This window comes from Anaerolactibacter massiliensis (genome assembly GCF_900290205.1).
Lineage (GTDB): Bacteria > Bacillota_I > Bacilli_A > Erysipelotrichales > Erysipelotrichaceae > Bulleidia > Bulleidia intestinalis.
Genome location: NZ_OLMH01000002.1, coordinates 2,093,478 through 2,110,878 on the forward strand (window position 1 = coordinate 2,093,478; position 17,401 = coordinate 2,110,878).

Consider the following 17,401-nt stretch of genomic DNA (forward strand, 5'->3'; position numbering starts at 1 on the left):
TTCCAAAAGGCAGAAAAGTATTTAGCTGATCAGTCATTTTTCGTTAATTCTGTTTTCTCTTGGATTATAATAATCCCATTGATCATGCGGATTTTCAATTATTTATGGCGGGTTCGCATCATTCAGCAGCGAGAGGTATGAAAATGACTGAGAAGAACTGGAAAAAGAAAACTGCAATTGGAGGAATCGCTGCCATGCTCATCGCATCAGGCAATCTTCCACTCCATCTGATTGCGGAAGATACGAATAGCCCTGCACCTGAAACTGGTGAGACCGAACCTTCCTCGGCTTCTGCTGCAGATACCGGGCAACTAGAAGGTTTTCATATCATATACCAGCCAAATGACGCCAGCATGGGTTCCGTTTCAGTTTCAGAAGAAACTGGAACTGTAGACAAAGATACGGGAACGGTTTCCTACGGCGGTTCAGAAGCAAAGCCCAATGATGGATATCAATTTGTCAGCTGGACCGCAGAAAAAAACGGAGCAGATGTTACCGTATCAAAGAATTCCTACTTCGCCCCTTCTCATGTAACGCAGGATATTACGTACACCGCAAACTTCGCTGCAGAAGATAATCAGGAAGAAGAGGTTACTGCGCCTGCCATCATGCTTGCTGCAGCAGATAGCACGGGCATCAATCTTTCTGAAAAAGAGGATGGCAAATCCAGATACATTACCGGTGCCCAGATCAGCTGGCAGAACGGCAGCAGCTGGACTCCTGTTTCTTTCGAAACGCTGATCCCGCTGAATACCCCTTTCCGCATTACTGTAAATTTCTCAGGAATCAGCACAAAAGAACTTAGAGATAACTATAGCGGAATCCTGTACTATGACATTCCCTCTCTTCTGAAAGATCCTTATTTTGCCAGTAACAAGATCATGAATGGCAGCGAAGAAGCAGGAACGATTTCAGCATCCGGAAATCGGATCACGATTCAGGTTAACTCTGATTATCTGGATAAAATCATCAATCAGGATGGCGATAATTCCACCATCCAGAATGCAAGCTTCACCTTTATGGCAACTCCTGACCCCGATCAGGTTCGCCAGAATTATACGCAGACACTAGTCATCGGAGATGTCAGCACAGAACTGCGATTCAATTCTGACTATGATTCCGAGAATGGAACCCTGACCCTTCAGAAGTCTGATCCGAAATAATCCGAAGATGCAAACGGCAATTCTTTCTTGCAGTACACCCTGACCATTGCAACTGGCAATGCCGCAATGCCAGATGTCACCGTCACAGATCACTTTACGCAGAATGAACCTGCTGTAGAAGAATATATCGGAATTACTGACTCCTCTCTGAGTCTTTCTGCTGAAACTCAGCCATCTGAAACCATTTCCGGAGGGGATGGCACAGCAAGCCAGAATCCAGGAACCATCATCCTCTCTTCCCAGAAAACAGATACAAGTCCAGGTTCCTTCACCTGGACGATCGGCGCCATGCGTGCAAATGAAACACGGACACTGACTTATCAGGTCAAGCTGCGCCGCGGGTATGCCGGAGCCGCCGGTGCAAATAATGGGGTCATCAAGAATACAGCCACCCCGGCATCAGGTATTCACCAGAGATCTTCTGTTACCTCTGCCTTCACCCCGAAGGCTGGAGCAACCGTATCCAAGAACACCGGAACCATCACAATCAATACAGATACCGTCACAATTCCTTATACCATCACAGTTACCGCATCCAGCACAAACACCTGGACACTCCGCAATGTCAAGATTTCAGATGACTTCGGAGCATATCGCACGAATCTTACCAAGGATCAGCTCAAGAGCGTTCTTCTGGATAATAATGGCAGCTGGTCTGATTTCAGAATCTACAGCGGAACAGATACGTCAGGAAATGCAGTATCCGCTGCTGAGCGAGCTTCTGAAGACAGCAGTTCTTCTGACCCGTATTATGTCGTCAAGCCGAGCAACGAGAACCTGGGATTCAATCTTTATATCGGCGATCTTCATACCGGAGAAAGCAAAACCATCACATTCAATGTCAAGCTCAGGAAAACCGTTCTTGACTACATTCCAGCCGGTACTTCTTCAAGCAGCTCCATCCAGATTGGAAACCGTGCCGGAGCATATTCTGATGACACCAATAAGACCTATGGAAACCAGACCCTCGGATCCGGGGATACCATTTCAACCGTTTCCACCCAGCAATGGGACAGAAAGGTCCAGGGAAGTGCGATCACGGATGCAATCACTCAGACTGCACCGGACTTCTTCTATTCTTATTCCGATAATGCATGGAGAAAAAGCACCAGCGGAGAGAGTATCACGATTCCTTCACTTGTAAAAGTTAACGCAACCCTGGTATTGCATTAAGTATGTCTGAACAAGAAGTTATAAAGGGCTTGCATTAAGTAGATCTGAAACGGTTCTTCCTTTAACATTTAGATATCAGCCAGATTACTGCCATCTAACGATAGAACTGGAGGAACTGTCTATGGCAGCTTATCGTCGTTTTGATCTGGATAAGCGTATTACGCTTCAGAAGAATCTCTCTGATGGTCTTTCCTTTGCAAAAATAGCTGATGAACTCGGAATGTCTGCTTCTTCTGTTGGCAGAGAAGTAAAGCAGTATCGCACGCTCGTAAACACTTACGGAGTCGGACATACCAACAGATGTATTCATCGCCGGGATTGTTCAATATCCGGAATCTGTCCTGGTCAGTCAGGTATCTGCAGAGACAAGAAATGCAATCATTGCAGAAAACAGAACTGCAATCAGGCATGCAGCAGCTACGAAGAAGAAGTCTGCAGAAAGCTGGATTCACCGCCATATGTATGCAATCAGTGCATAAAGAAGAAGTACTGTCCTCTGAAAAAGTACATGTATTATGCCGATCAAGCGGACAAGAAAGCCAGAGAAATCCGCAAGGAGTCTCGTTCTGGTCTCACATTGACCGAGGACGAGGTGAAGGAGATTGATACTCTTCTATCAGATCGTCTGAAAATGGGGCAGTCAGTCCATCATATCTTTGTCGATGAGCCGGACGTTTTCACCATCAGCGAAAAGCAGGCCTACAATCTGATCAATCAGGGTCTGATCTCCGCAAGACCGATTGATCTTCCCCGTGCCGTGCGCATGAAGCCTCGCAGTAAAAAGGCACAGATCGTCAAAGTTGACAAGAAGTGCCGGATCGGAAGAACCTATGAAGACTATCTGAAATTCATGGAAGAACACCCGGATTTTTCTGTTCTGCAGGGTGACAGCGTAGAAGGAAAAAAGGGAGGAAAATGCATTCTGACACTTACATGGGCGAACTGGGACTTCCAGATTGCCTTTCTCAGAGACCATAACAATTCGGCATCTGTTACATCAATTGTCAATCATCTGTATGAATCTCTTGGTGCGGAACTATTCCAGAAAGTGATGCCAGCTGTATGGCTTCTGGATAATGGATCAGAATTTTCCAATCCGTCAGAAATTGAGAAGTTCGGTGTCTATGTGTTCTACTGCGATCCTGGTGCTCCATACCAGAAGCCTAACTGTGAGAATACGCATTCCGTCTTCCGCAGAATCATTCCGAAGGGACATTCATTCAATGATCTGGACCAGGATTTCTTCGATCTTGCGTTCAGTCATACAAATTCGCTGCGCAGGAAGAAGCTGAATGACCACACTCCCTATGAAATGTTCTCGTTTGCCTATGGCGATGACATTGCGGAAAAGTGTTTCCGCATTCATCAGATCCAGGGAAAGGATGTAATTCTGGACCCTTCCCTTGTCAGAATTTATCGTGACTCCAGAAGAAAGGAAGGCATCGAGTAATGAAATACACCGTAAGCCTTCCTGAGATCACCAAAGTCATAATGACGAATGCTCCGCAGGAATTGCCTGGAGACGAGAAGGAATCTCTTGTTAGCATCTACATCCAGGACTGCACCGCTCATATCGACTTTTACATCATGAGCTGGCACAGAGAGAGCGGCTGCTTTTTCGCTCTTGTAGATCCTCTTCCTGATCCGCAGGTTCTCGATCTCGAATACGTCAGCTTCTCGTTTCTCAGGGATCATGATCTCTTCTACTCCGTTTATCCAAAGAAGAAACGTCCTCGGTACAAGAAGATTTATAACCGCATTCTGCCGATGAAGTATGAGATTCCCTCATAATCATCTTACCGGCACCACCAAGCACTAAGCATTGAAATCATGGCAGGTTCTGGCTGAACATCCGTCATTATTCCCCGTTGCGCTGACCGTGTCTGAATTTTATCGGCGCAGCAGGGCAGGTTTTAATACGCTTAAATTGTAACGTATTTGAACACTTTTCCTATCATTTCAGGCAAAAAATCCATAGAAAAGAGACCGGAATTACTTCAGAACCGGTCTCTCACTATTCCTTGTCACGCGCAGCTTGCGATAACTTCGTAAAACTTGCGCTCAGTTTTTCAATTCACCAGTATCACGATTCCTGCAGGCAGTATCCAATATCAGGTTGCAGTCAATGAAAAAGGTCTGTGGAATGTCTCCTCCGCAACGTTCACTGATGCGCTCAGCAGCAATGGTCTTTACCTGAATTATGCAGGCTATCTGCGGCTGGAATATTTTCCTGATGGGCTTGGAAGTTCCGCTTCTTTTAACAGCGACCAGGAAGCAGTGAATGCACTTTCCCGATTAACGCCATCTAAGACTGCATGGCTCAAGATCGACAGCTTGAACTCCTTCCGTTTTACGCCAGAAAGCATAGGTCTTGATTCTGCCGGTACCGGAGCATATCTTCTGACGTATTACGCAAAGCCTGTAAACACCTCAAGCTACAGCAAGACAACAGCCGGAAACTCCTTCACACTAAGCGGTACGGTGATCGGGCCAGGCGGAACCAGCATGACTCTTTCACCAATCAGCATAAGTACAAGCACTCTGCTCAGCGGATCAAAGAATTTCAGTGTCTCAAAGTCTGCATGGTACGGGAATATTCAGGATACCTCCGGAGGATTCTCAAGAGGTTCTCTGTACTGGATCATCACCGCAGCCGGAACAGAGATTCCTGCCGGGCTTCAGCTGCAGGATGCTCCTGACGGCAACCAGTCAATCTACGGAGACATCGACACCACTCCGCATGTTTAGATTGCAGGAGTCTATCTCAGTTCTGTTGAGAACGCTGATGCGCTGACTTCTGCTTATACACAGATCAGTCAGATTCAGAATAACAATTTATTCACTGAAGTCTCTGATAACAGCTGGACCTGGGGTGTTTCTGGCAATGCTGGCATCTTTACCTTCAATAAAGCAATTGATTTAAACAATCAGCAGCTCTACATCATCGTCCGCACTGAACCGAAAGCCAATGCATTCAGCACAACCCAGGCACGGCCTGCTGAAACCTTCATCAACAGCCTGAGCATGCGCAATAGTTCAAATGAATCTTTCACTTCCGTAAATTCCGCATCGATGAAAATTGCACAAGATGGAACCAACTTCAAAGAAGTAGGAGAATTCGGAAATTACGATGCTGCCAGCAATACCGACAATAAATGGTCAGGTGTAAATCAGATCACGAGCGGAAATGATCCTTCCAGAAAGATTCTGTCATCCTGGACAGCCGCAGACGGAAGTACCAGATCCTTGTCTTCCGGCACCTACATTGACTATCGTCTGGTAGTAAACTATGCAGGCAATGAAGAAGGAACGCTCCGTCTGGAAGATGTAGTTCCGGAAGGTATGGAACCGGTCTATGTGCGCTATTTCTGGACTGCCAAATATTTCTGGGGCACGAAAAAAGATGATCCATCACTCCAGCCTGAGATTGCTCCGATTACCAATCTTGGTGATAACTGGGTAGATATCGGTGTAAAGAATGCCGCTCTGGACGGCAATGCCGGTGCAGCAACTGCAGGAAATCTCCGCAAGAGTGCTTATGGTTATTATGATTCATCAACCAGAACGATCAAAATAGAGGTTTCAAATCTCAGCCGTGACACTGATTCTGAGGATTCAGTTGGCACTCGCGATATTCAGATTCAGATCGTAATGCGCGTCACTGATCCTGAAGTACTGAAAGGCACCGGGAAGACGTTCACTAATATCATGAACGTTTATAGCACTGCAGGAAGCCTGGTTAATTCCAGCAGCACAGAGACGAAAATTGCAGTCACCGATTCCATCACTAAAAACAAATCTGGAAGTGATATTTCCGGCACAACTCTGAGCACCTCCAATCAGCTTCAGACAAGTTTCACAATGACAGTAAACCCGAGAGGAGAAGATCTCCTGGAGAACTCTGATACACTGACTCTTGTAGATAGTTATTCAGAAAATCTGGATATTAACCTCTCTTCTCTGCAGGTAAAAGAATCGGCTGATTCCACGGAAAATGTTTCATTCACTTACCAGATAGATAACAGCGCCCACACCTTGACTCTGGTGATACCAGATAACAAGAAATTAATTATCAGTTATGACGCAACCATAGAGGCGCCTCTCGGAACAACTATCGAAACTATTTCTAATGAAGCATATTGGTACGGATACCGGTCATTGGGAAGCAAGTGGTCTGCAAAAAAAGTAAAGGTTGAAGCAGCTGGGTCTATTGACTTCGGTACCACTCCGATCATCAAAATTACAAAAGTAGACAGTCAGAATGCTCTGAAGACATTGGAAGGGGCACAGTTCTCACTGTATGAGACGACATACTCTGAAACCGATAAGACATTTGAAAGTACAGGTAATGCTGTTGCCACAGAAACAAGCAATGCTGATGGAACTGTAACCTTCGGAGCAAGCAGCAGCTCTTATAAACTGCAGTTCAACAAGATTTACAGCATTGTTGAAACATCTGCTCCGACCGGGTATATCAGAAGCAGTGATCCTGTTTATATTGGCATCTTTCGAACAAAGACAATCAATAACGTAACGGTTTACCCGAAAGATATGAATAATAGTACCGATAGCGCTGATGTCTGGAATACAGGTGTTCTGAACGACTTAGCAAGTATTGCCAACATCTACTATACCGGGACTGAATACGACTATACCTGGCCGAACAGCAGAACTTCCGTTCGCATCAGCAAGAATTTCTACGATGGAACAAGCAATGATCCGGTGACATTTCCGTCTGGAGATTTCAGATTCGGTCTGTACTACGGCGGACAACTGCTGCAGACCCTCACGATCTCCAATGCCAACGGACAGCTGACATACCTCAGAACGGAAAACGGTGTTATAGAAGCAGAAGATCAGCCATTATTCACCGGCCTTAACACGAACGATGTCTACACGATCGCGGAGCTCGATGACAACGGCAATCAGATCGCCAACGCTGCATCAGCGACCATTAACGGAGAAACCTATACCGTTACCTATCCGAATGACAGCATCACCTTCTCCACAACAGACGCATCCGTTCAGACCTTCAGCATTTCAAATCACACCTCTGTTACGATTTCGGGAACCAAGACCTGGAATGATGCGGACAATCAGGATCGAAAGAGACCGGACCATATCACGGTGAAGCTTCTGGCTGATGGCATCGAAGCAGATCGGACTGTAGTTGAAGCAGATGAGAATGGCGAATGGAAGTATTCCTTCACGGATCTTCCGAAATACAGAGATGGCCATGAGATCTCCTATTCCGTCATTGAAGATGCTGTACCGGATTACAGTACTGAGATCACCGGCTATGACATCACGAATTCCTATACTCCTGGAAAGACCAGCGTAACGGTCACGAAAGTCTGGGATGATGGAAACAACCAGGATGGCATCCGCCCGGAAAGCGTACAGGTTCAGCTCTATGCTGATGGAAAGGAATCTGGTGATCCAGTCACTTTGACAAGTCAGATGAACTGGACATACACCTGGACAGATCTGGATCAGATGAAGAGCGGTACTGAGATTGTCTATACTGCAGAAGAAGTCACCAGCATCGATGGCTATACTTCTTCCGTTTCCGGAAATGCTTCCGAAGGATTCACGATTACGAATCATCATACCCCTGCTGAAAAGACTGTAACCACTGCGGATCACAGCAATTCCGGAGGCGATCATCCGATCCCCTCTGCAGAACCAGTTATTGTAGCTGACTCCTCTCCTGATACAGCAGATCATACCGATATCCTGATGCACGGGATTACTGCGATTCTCTCTCTGACAGCTGCTCTGATCACAGTTGCGGTATACAAAAAGTATCAATAATCTCTGCAGATCAGCCTGACTCTCAGGAAGATCCAGACTCGAGCACAAAATAAAACCCGCTTGGCTTTATCTAGCAGGCCAGCGGGCTTTTTGATTTGTGCGATTTCAGTTTACTGCATGAATCTGCTGCTTGGTCACCAGCGGATAAGAGATGACTTCTGATCCATCCAGGTTCTCGTGATGCATGTATACTGCTGAGATCTGGCTGTTATCATAAGTCCGGTAATAATAGATTCCCTGGTCCATATTGCAGCAGGAAGAATAGATGGTGATCTCATACTTTCCTTCTCCCAGATCACAGCATCCTCTCTGCTGTTCGACAGACCCGAGAATATGGAAGAACTGGCTGACCGAAGCATCTTCTGAATCATCCGAGATGGAATTCAGTTTTGTGAAGGCCACCTTCACGAATCTGGATCCGGAAGAAAGATCACCCGGCAGACCGATACCGCCCATGCCGCGGCTGTATTCATTCAGTTCTGCACCGGGACCGAACTTTGCTGGAGAAGCAGCAGCAGAGACATTGCGATAGTCATTGAGACGGAACAGCTGAATATCAAAGGTCGGATTATTGGTCATGACCCCGACGGGATTCGGATAGACATGAATACCGTCTCTGACAGATTCCACAACGATCGATCCGGTCTGATCGGTGATCATCCAGTGCAGCGGCGTGATCGGGAGCTCCTTGCTGAAAGGAACATTGACGAGACGGATCTTTTTCAGAAGAGATTCTGCTTCCTTAAGGTTTCTGCACTGTCCGAGAATCCACGGAATGAATTCAAACGGAGAAATCTCATCTTTCCCATCTTCTTGCGGTTCCGGGAAGTATCCGTTTCCAGGAAAATTCAGACCGGCCATGGAAAGGCCAAACTCATTTGTTGCATCATAATAGAGCGGGAATCCTCCGCAGACAAAAGCCATGCCGATCATTGCATGATGAGAAGTCATGGTTTCCTTTCTGCGGAATGGAATCGGGAAATTTCTCGGGGTGATCGTCACCGATTCCTGATAGGAAAATTCAAGGTCCAGGTTGCGTCCGAAGTAATGATCTTTTGTCTGATACGTTGCGCAGGTACACATATTGAATGCCTCCTTCCTGCTCACTTTCTTCCAGGGTACTCCTGGTGACTCTGCCTTCATCATAATGCAGAAATCAGAAACTTTCTCCTCTTGACAGAAAATAAAAAATAACGGGTCCCGATCAGGAACCCGCAAGCACGTTACTTCTTCTCCGCAATTTTCAATAAACGCATGGAATTCAGCACGCACAGCATTGCTACTCCAGTATCCGCGAAAATTGCCCACCACATATTGGCAATCCCGAGCGCACCGAGAACCAGGGTCAGAATCTTGATGGTAATCGCACCATAGATGTTTTCATTGGCCACCCTCAGAACCCGCTTTGCCCCATCGATTGCCAGAACAATCTTCGAAGGCTGATCATCCATGATGACCACATCCGCAGCTTCAATAGCTGCATCGCTGCCAAGTGCACCCATGGCAATGCCGATATCTGCCGCAGTCAAAACCGGGGCGTCATTGACGCCATCACCGACAAATGCGGTTACATATCCTTTTTTCAGCTCTTCCAGCTTTGTAACTTTCTGATCCGGCAGGCATTCGCCGAAAGCCATATCCGCGCCCAGCTGATCCTGAACCATGCTGGTGACTTCCATCGAATCCCCGGAGACAATTGCAGTCCGGATTCCTGCTTTCTTCAATCCGGCAATTGCTTTCTTCGCATCCGGTTTCAGCTGATCCCTCAGAACAATGCAGCCCTCGTAAGCTCCATCTCTTGCCACATAGACCAGAGAACCAGGCATACTGCATTCAATAAACGGAATGTTTTCTTCCTGCATGAGCCGGGCATTGCCTGCCAGAATCTGCGCACCATCCAGCTTCATGCGCACGCCTCTTCCGGGAATTTCCTGAACTTCCGAAATCCGGCTTTCCTCAATCTTCTTTCCGTAGGATTTCCGGATTCCTTCAGCAATAGGATGATTGGAATAGCACTCTGCATATGCTGCATCTTCCAGGACTTTGTTCTGGTCCTGATCGGTCAGAACTTCTTCTGCAGCAAAGGTCCCGGAGGTCAGAGTTCCGGTCTTGTCCATAACAACCTGTTCGGTCTTTGCCAGAGTCTCAATCAGGTTTGCACCCTTGACCAGAACACCTCTGGAGCTCAATCCGCCAATTCCGGCAAAGAAGCTCAGCGGAATTGAAATCACCAGCGCACACGGACAGGAAATGACCAGGAACGTACATGCCCGATAGATTCCCTCGCTCCAGTTCCCGGTGAAAATACCGACCATGACTGCTACTGCAATTGCAGAGAACACAACAATCGGCGTATAGACTCTTGAGAACTTCGTGATGAAGTTTTCTGCCTTTGCCCGCTTCGTCTGCGAATTCTGAACCAGGTCCAGAATCTTTGCGACCGTGCTTTCTCCGAATTCCTTTGTGACTCTGATCTCCAATAGACCAGTCTCATTCACGGAACCGCTGATCACTTCATCGCCAGGCTCCACATCTCTAGGCTTGGATTCTCCTGTCAGAGATGCAGTATTCAGGCTTGAGCTTCCCTTTGCGATCACCCCATCCAGAGGAATCTTCTCACCCGGCTTCACTCTTACAATCTCACCGATCTCCACTTCTTCCGGACTTACTTGGATAAATGCTCCATTCCTGGATACGACCGCATAATCCGGTCTGATATTCATCAGATCGCCGATCGACTTCTTGGACTTTGCGACAGCCCGATCCTGGAAGTATTCTCCGATCTGGTAGAACAGCATGACCCCTGCCGCCTCAGCATAATCACCAAGGAAGATCGCCGCAGCTGTCGCCACCGCCATCAGAAAATTCTCATCAAACAGCTGGCCGCGACCGATATTCTTCACCGCCTTGATCAGAATCTGGTATCCAAGTACCACATACGATGCCAGGAACAGAACATTTCTGACCGTTCCCTGGAAGAACACACCGATCAGCAGCAGAACAGCACCGATGATGATCTGCTTCAGAACTGTCTCAGAATCATCGTCCTCTTCTGCATCTTCCGCCGGCATGCCTGCCAGCTTCTCAAGACGCGTCACAATCACTTCCGGTTCCATCTCGGCAATGATCTTTCTCATTTCTGCTTCAATTCTCTGATCATCCTTCGGAGCACACTCATACGACGCAGACAAGGTCATGAAATCTACCTGCGCGTGCTCAATCCCCGGAATTTCTGCAATCTTTCTTTCCAGCTTGGCTGCACAGTCGGCACAATCCAGTCCATCCAGCCGGAACTTCGATATCACTTTCTTCCCTGCTGCAATTCGGGTTACCTGTACTTCCGGTTCTTCTTCCGCTATGATCCTGCGTACTTCTTTCTCAATCTCTGCATCTTCTGATGCTTCGCATTCATATACTGCAGACAGATTCAGAAAGCTGACCTGAACATTGGAAATCCCCGGAATCCCTGCAAGTTTCCCCTCAAGCTTTGCAGCACAGTCGGCACAGTCCAGACCTTCCAGATGCAGTTTCACCTGATGTGTATGCCGGACATCCGGAATCACGGAAACCACGACATCAGGTTCTTCTTCCTTAATGACTTCCCTGATCTTCTGTTCTACTTCCTTTTCTTTCTCTGAATCGCAGTCATACGTACAAGTCAGAGTCATGAAATCAACCTGAGCATGATTCACTCCCTCAATCTTCTGAATCTGCCCTTCCAGTTTTGCTGCGCATGCTGCACAGTCAAGCCCCTCCAGTTTCAGCCGATATTCTGACATCGCAATCTCCTTTCATATGAACAATTGTTCATATGTACACGACTAATATAAAATCCCCTGCAATAGAAGTCAATACAGAACCATGGATTTCATAAAAAAACAGGCTTCTGCCTGCTCTCAATGTCCCTGAGATGCGTTCTGTTTCTCAATCAGATCTGCCAGCCCTGACTGGCTGAACTTCTCATCAAATTCTTTCTCTGCCGCATCCAGTTTCTTCAGTATTTCATCCAGACGATCATCTGTCTTCTTTGCCATTTGCGCATCCTCCTCAAGCTACAGCAATTCTAGCAGGAACATTCTGAAAACAAACTCTTGAAATATTGCGATCCGAATGCTTCCGGGTAAAGAATCCATGTATAATCTCTACGGAGAAAATAGCTATGATTCAAACGAACTGGCACACACATACCAAGCGCTGCGGCCACGCAGAGGGAGAAGATGAAGCGTACGTTCAGGCAGCCGTCAAGGCTGGTCTGAAAATTCTCGGATTCAGCGATCACGCTCCCTATCCGATTCCGACTCCTGGTGACTGCATGCCGATCGAGCTTTATGAAGATTACGTTTCCAGCATCACTGCCCTGAAAGAGAAATACGCAGGAACCATCGAGATCCACCTGGGCATGGAAGTAGAATACTATCCTAGCCAATGGGAGACTCTTAAACGCTGGCGCAAGGAGATGGAATACTGCATTCTCGGTCAGCACTGCCTTTCCTTCCATGGCTTCAGCTCCTATGACATCACGGAAGAAAAACAGCTCAATCAGTACTTTGAGTGTCTGGAAGAAGCCTGCCGGCATGGACTCTGCGATTATATCGCCCACCCGGACGTCTGCCTGTGGAGCTATCCGCGCCTGGACGAGAGCGTCCGCACTCTGGCAGAGAAGATCGCAGATCTGTCTCTGCGCTATGATATGCCCCTGGAACTCAACTGCGGCAGCGGCGTACGCGACTATGGCTGGCGCCATTATGAAGACGGTGATCGCTATGCCTACCCGACCAGGACGATGTTTGAAGTATTTGCCGAAAAGAAATGCCCGGTGATCATCGGCATGGACATCCATCAGCCGGATCACTTCCTGACGGATGAATATCTGAACCGTGCCCTGGACATCGTGAAGGGACTGGATCTGAACTACCTGAATGACTTTGATCTCGTCTCAGCCGCAAAGAAGCGGAAGAAGAACTTCTTCTGATTATTCCTGGATCAGCTTCCTCACCGCAAACGATGCTGCGAGAATTCCGGCAGCCGGCGGCACGAAAGCAGTAGAACCTGGAATGGATCTCCGCTTCGAGCCAGCTCTCTGATTCTTCGCATCGCTGGCATCGCCAGCCATCGGCTTCACAGGTTCTTCTAAAGAACAGACTACATCCAGCGACTCAATTCCCCGTTTCCGGCATTCATGCCGCATGATCCGGCTGAGCGGATCGCCGCTCGTCTCAAAGAGATCCATAATTCTGAGCTGAGAGGGATCCAGTCTGTTTCCGCAGCCCATGCTGGAAAGAATCGGGATATTCAGATGCTTGGCTTCTTCGATGATATCCAGTTTTGCAGTCACCGTATCGATGCAGTCGATGATATAATCCCATTCGCTGAATGGGAACAGATCTTTCTTCTCGGGCAGATAGAAGACCGGATACTTATGAACGATGATGGCCGGATCAATATCATGGATCCGCTCTTCCGCAGCATCCGTCTTCTGCTTGCCGACCGTATGCACCGTCGCAAACTGCTGACGGTTCAGGTTCGTCATGCATACCTGATCGTTATCAATCAGATCAAGCGTTCCTACCCCGCTGCGAGCAAGCGCTTCAACCGCACTGCCGCCCACTCCTCCAAGGCCGAATACGGCCACTCTGGAGTGATGAAGCTTTTCAACGGCTTCCCTGCCGATGACGAGTTCTGTTCTTGAGTAAGGATTCAGCATCTTCCGGTTTCCTGCTTTCTATTCATTCTGTATATTTTAAACCAGCAGAATCTCTGCTGAAATAGAGTCATGCATCAGATTAAGATCAAAATTGAAAAAACAGAAGAAGGCATGCGCATCAAGGACCTTCTGAAAGAAACCTATTCCAGAAGAGAACTGACCAGGCTTCACACTTCCCGGTCAATTCTTCTTAACGGCCAGCCAGCCCCATTGACAGCAGCAGTACATTGCGGCGATGTGCTGGAAACCAGAATCGCGCTTCCTGAAATTCTCTATGAAGACGAAGATCTTGTAATTCTCGACAAGCCTGCAGGTTTGTCCTGCCACCCGGAAAAAGAACATCCGGAAGACAATCTCGGAACCATGCTGAAGGAACGATACGGTCCCTCCTTCATCATCCGCACCATCGGCAGACTGGACCGGGAAGTATCGGGCATCATGATCTATGCCAGAAATGCAGAGACCGCCAGGAAGATGGAAACCAGGCACCTGGTGCAGAAGCATTATCTTGCCATCGCTTCCGGAGTATTCCCGAAGCAGGAAGATACGCTCTTCTACACCATGGAAAAGAAGAAAGGAATCCGCGGCAACTCCGTCTCAGAAACCGGAAAACCTTGCATCACCCATTACCAGGTACTTCATCAGTATCCGTCATATGCTCTTCTGCGCATTGAGATTGAAACCGGAAGAACTCATCAGATCCGCTCCGGTCTTGCTGCAGCAGGACATCCTCTGCTTGGCGATAAACTGTATGGCGGCGATCAGTCTCTGCTGAAACGGCCAGCCCTGCATTGTGCAGAAGCAGAATTCCGCCATCCCCGGACAGATGTCTCCATCCATATCAGAAGCCAGCTGCCGGAAGATCTGCAGAATATTCTCCTGCGGCAGAAATGAAAGGAACCACAATTCATGTTATCTTCAGTAATATTAGGCAATTTATTCAGCCTCGGTGCGATGTTCACCGATTCCATCAGCAGCAGCCAGAAATCCAGCGAAAAGATGCTGACCTTCCAGTGCTTCAGTCAGTTGTTCTACGGAGCCAGCTCTCTGGTTCTGAAGGGATACAGTGCAGTCGTGCAGAGTTCGCTTGCTCTGGTCCGCAACATTCTCGCAATCAGAAAAATCCATTCCGATATTCTGGAATGGATCATCCTGATTCTTGGAATTGTGCTTGGAATCGCCTTCAACAATCTCGGACTGCTTGGCTATCTGCCAGTCATTGCCAATGGCCTCTATACGTTTTCAATCTTCCGCATCAGCCATAATCAGACTGCACTCAGATGGGCCTTCCTGATCTACCTAATTCTCTATGCAATCTTTGATCTCTTCATTCTGAATTTTGTCGGAGCAGCCGCAACCGCAATCGCAATTGTTTCAACGGCAGTGTCAATCGTAAGAAACCGTTAGTTCAGAACGCAATGTCATTTAAGCCAGTCAGCGGATTCACCGCTCTTTCTGCATGTCCTTCCATCGGCTCCACGACCATCTCCAGAGTGCCGCTGATGACAGCTTTATTCAGATGGCCGCCGATGGCATTTCCATCTGCCCCGGACGCAGCCAGGTGGAGATGCAGATAGACTTCTCCGTCTTTTTCTGTAATCGTTCCGAACAGAGAAGTAATCTCATAAGCTCCTGTATATTCCTTGCTGAAGTATTTCTTCAGCTGCGTATCATACACGCCGAGTACCAGATCATCCGCTGCACCGAGCGCCCGCACTTCTCCAAGTGCGATTTTTTCTGTCCTGCAGAATTCCGTGAGCTTGGCAAGCACCTCATCTCCCGGGTCCATCCGCACCAGATAGCGATTTCCGAATTTTCTGTATTCCATCCAGTTTCTCCTTCCGTTCTTTCCTCTAATATAGCGCAGAATCGATTCCGAAGATCCGGACTTTTCTGCAATGGACTCAGAAGATCAGGCAGAGGCACAGCGTCACAATCGCAAGACCGCCCTGCATCAGAATGATCTTCGGATTGCTGGTAACACTTCCATAAAGTGCCACTGCAATGATATAGCACATCAGGATGATCACTGCAGTTCTGCTGGCAAATACCCATACTGCAAGCAGAATCAGCACAGCCAGAAGACCATTGTAGATTCCCTGGTTCCGGAACAGCGTATTGACTGACTTCCGCTTCAGTTCCTCAATCTCCATTCCGAATACCTGCGAAGTTTTTTCTGACGCTGTGGCAAACGTCTCCAGATACATGATATACAGAAATTCCAGGGCAACCAGAGTTGCAGATAGCTTGATCAATGATGACATATTCTTTCCCTCTCTTATCAGATATCAGAACCAGGAACCACCTGTTCCGGTTCTCCGGAATGATTCTACCGCAGATTCTGAAGAATCCGATTTCTGATACTCTCTATCGTGATTGCAGTCCAAAGGAGAATATCTTATTCTGTACAAAGGGAGGAAGGGATATGAAAAGATACCTTTCAGGATTGAGTGCATTGCTTGCTTTCTCACTGCTTGCCGGATGTTCCGGCTCTTCTTCCGCATCTGCTGCTTCGGATGAGCCTTCTGAACCGTCCGCTTCCGAACCTGCCGCATCAGAAACCGCATCTGCACAGCCTTCTGAGTCTGCAGAAGCAGCTCAGGAACATGAACCCATCAATGAAGAAACGGATGCCTACAAGGAAACCTATGTCGAAATCCCAGTAGATGACTATCAGATGCCAGCAATCACCTGCATTCCGAAAGGAGAAGTCAATGGTGCGGTAGTCATGATGCACGGAACCGGATCTACTAAGAATGAAGCCGGCAACGGATATTTCATGGCCGCCCCGGTTCTGGCAGAGAAATACGGGATTGCGACGATCCGGATTGATTTCCCTGGTTATGGTGATTCCAAAGCAGATCCGACCCTGTATGACTTCGATGAAGCAGTCAAGGACGCAGTTGCCGCAAAGAACTATCTGATCGAGCAGGTCGGCAGCGATGTGAAAGCCGGTGTCATGGGCTGGTCACAGGGCGGAACGGACGCAATGCTCGCAGCCGGAGAAACCACGGAATTTGATTCTGTCGTTCTCTGGGCAGGCGCACCGGATCTCAGCGATATGCTGTCAGATGAAGATTACGAGACCGCAGAAAAACAGGGATACTTCATGATGCAGTTTGATTTCCGCGATCCGGTTGCAGTTTCGAAACAGTGGTGTGAAGACGTGAGAAACACAGATGTCATGAAGGTGTTCTCTGCCTATACCGGACCGGTGCTTGCCATTGCCGGCGAAGACGATACGACCGTAGATCCTGCCTGGGCAAAGAAGATCGCTGATCAGAGCACCAATCCGGAATCGGAAGTCTACTACATTCCGGGAATGGATCATACCTTCAACGTATTCTCAGAAGAAGATTTCCACAGTCTGTATGACGCTGCAAACAAGACTGGTGAATTCTTCAAGAAGACACTCGGAAACTGAATAAACCGTTAGAAGCTGATCGTTCAGGCGCCGTCTGTGAAGACAGCGCCTTTTTAGCTGCTCAGCTTTCTTCAGGAGCAGAAATGCATGCTTTGCCGGGTTCTTCTGAAGGAAAACATCCCC

General features: G+C 47.8%; 16 protein-coding genes. 10 read left to right on the forward strand and 6 right to left on the reverse strand.

Translation table 11 applies throughout. The features are described from left to right. Positions 1–143: 143 nt before the first annotated feature. From C7E00_RS13535 to C7E00_RS16265, 6 genes are all read left to right on the forward strand, one after another. On the forward strand, positions 144–1,163 hold the full coding sequence (locus tag C7E00_RS13535) for an InlB B-repeat-containing protein (RefSeq protein ID WP_105304761.1): 1,020 nt from the start codon (positions 144–146) through the stop codon (positions 1,161–1,163). 27 nt (positions 1,164–1,190) lie between these two features. Further along, positions 1,191–2,336 carry a hypothetical protein gene (locus C7E00_RS13540; RefSeq protein ID WP_105304762.1) on the forward strand — a complete coding sequence of 382 codons (1,146 nt, stop codon included), beginning with the start codon at positions 1,191–1,193 and terminating at the stop codon, positions 2,334–2,336. Between the two features lie 121 nt (positions 2,337–2,457). Then, complete coding sequence (locus C7E00_RS13545) at positions 2,458–3,786, forward strand: IS30 family transposase (RefSeq protein ID WP_105304763.1); 1,329 nt, start codon at positions 2,458–2,460, stop codon at positions 3,784–3,786. Further along, complete coding sequence (locus C7E00_RS13550; RefSeq protein ID WP_105302609.1) at positions 3,786–4,127, forward strand: hypothetical protein; 342 nt, start codon at positions 3,786–3,788, stop codon at positions 4,125–4,127. The genes C7E00_RS13545 and C7E00_RS13550 overlap by 1 nt, the downstream gene beginning before the upstream one ends. A 264-nt stretch (positions 4,128–4,391) precedes the next feature. Further along, positions 4,392–5,084, forward strand: a complete 693-nt coding sequence (locus tag C7E00_RS13555) for a hypothetical protein (protein WP_105304764.1) — start codon at positions 4,392–4,394, stop codon at positions 5,082–5,084. 324 nt (positions 5,085–5,408) lie between these two features. Continuing rightward, positions 5,409–8,150 carry a Cna B-type domain-containing protein gene (locus C7E00_RS16265; RefSeq protein WP_167836608.1) on the forward strand — a complete coding sequence of 914 codons (2,742 nt, stop codon included), beginning with the start codon at positions 5,409–5,411 and terminating at the stop codon, positions 8,148–8,150. A 105-nt stretch (positions 8,151–8,255) separates the two neighbouring features. Here C7E00_RS16265 and bsh read toward each other — a convergent pair whose 3' ends face one another. The 3 genes from bsh to C7E00_RS16270 form a co-directional block, all read right to left on the reverse strand. Continuing rightward, positions 8,256–9,233, reverse strand: coding sequence for a choloylglycine hydrolase (bsh, locus tag C7E00_RS13565; protein ID WP_105304973.1), 978 nt, complete (start codon positions 9,231–9,233; stop codon positions 8,256–8,258). 140 nt (positions 9,234–9,373) lie between these two features. Next, a complete protein-coding gene (locus C7E00_RS13570) occupies positions 9,374–11,929 on the reverse strand; it encodes a heavy metal translocating P-type ATPase (protein WP_105304765.1) in 2,556 nt (851 codons plus the stop codon). 117 nt (positions 11,930–12,046) lie between these two features. Next, positions 12,047–12,184, reverse strand: coding sequence for a hypothetical protein (locus C7E00_RS16270; protein WP_154503932.1), 138 nt, complete (start codon positions 12,182–12,184; stop codon positions 12,047–12,049). 125 nt (positions 12,185–12,309) lie between these two features. On the opposite strand from C7E00_RS16270, the gene C7E00_RS13575 reads away from it, so the two are divergent. Continuing rightward, positions 12,310–13,122 carry a histidinol-phosphatase gene (locus C7E00_RS13575; protein ID WP_105304766.1) on the forward strand — a complete coding sequence of 271 codons (813 nt, stop codon included), beginning with the start codon at positions 12,310–12,312 and terminating at the stop codon, positions 13,120–13,122. Here the strand turns inward: C7E00_RS13575 and C7E00_RS13580 are convergent, their stop codons facing one another. After that, positions 13,123–13,854 (reverse strand): tRNA threonylcarbamoyladenosine dehydratase, encoded by a 732-nt coding sequence (locus C7E00_RS13580; protein ID WP_105304767.1) that lies wholly within the window; start codon positions 13,852–13,854, stop codon positions 13,123–13,125. A gap of 69 nt (positions 13,855–13,923) precedes the next feature. On the opposite strand from C7E00_RS13580, the gene C7E00_RS13585 reads away from it, so the two are divergent. Together C7E00_RS13585 and C7E00_RS13590 are read left to right on the forward strand one after the other, a co-directional pair. Then, on the forward strand, positions 13,924–14,748 hold the full coding sequence (locus tag C7E00_RS13585) for an RluA family pseudouridine synthase (protein WP_105304768.1): 825 nt from the start codon (positions 13,924–13,926) through the stop codon (positions 14,746–14,748). A gap of 15 nt (positions 14,749–14,763) precedes the next feature. After that, positions 14,764–15,261 carry a YgjV family protein gene (locus tag C7E00_RS13590; protein ID WP_105304769.1) on the forward strand — a complete coding sequence of 166 codons (498 nt, stop codon included), beginning with the start codon at positions 14,764–14,766 and terminating at the stop codon, positions 15,259–15,261. A 1-nt stretch (position 15,262) separates the two neighbouring features. On the opposite strand, the gene C7E00_RS13595 is transcribed toward C7E00_RS13590, so the two are convergent. Further along, entirely contained in the window at positions 15,263–15,682 is a 420-nt protein-coding gene (locus C7E00_RS13595; protein WP_105304770.1) for a PPC domain-containing DNA-binding protein, read from the reverse strand. A gap of 76 nt (positions 15,683–15,758) precedes the next feature. Beyond that, on the reverse strand, positions 15,759–16,118 hold the full coding sequence (locus C7E00_RS13600; RefSeq protein WP_105304771.1) for a DUF1304 domain-containing protein: 360 nt from the start codon (positions 16,116–16,118) through the stop codon (positions 15,759–15,761). 161 nt (positions 16,119–16,279) lie between these two features. Here C7E00_RS13600 and C7E00_RS13605 point away from each other — a divergent pair, with 161 nt between their 5' ends. After that, positions 16,280–17,278, forward strand: a complete 999-nt coding sequence (locus C7E00_RS13605; RefSeq protein WP_167836609.1) for an alpha/beta hydrolase family protein — start codon at positions 16,280–16,282, stop codon at positions 17,276–17,278. The last annotated feature ends 123 nt before the right edge of the window (positions 17,279–17,401 follow it).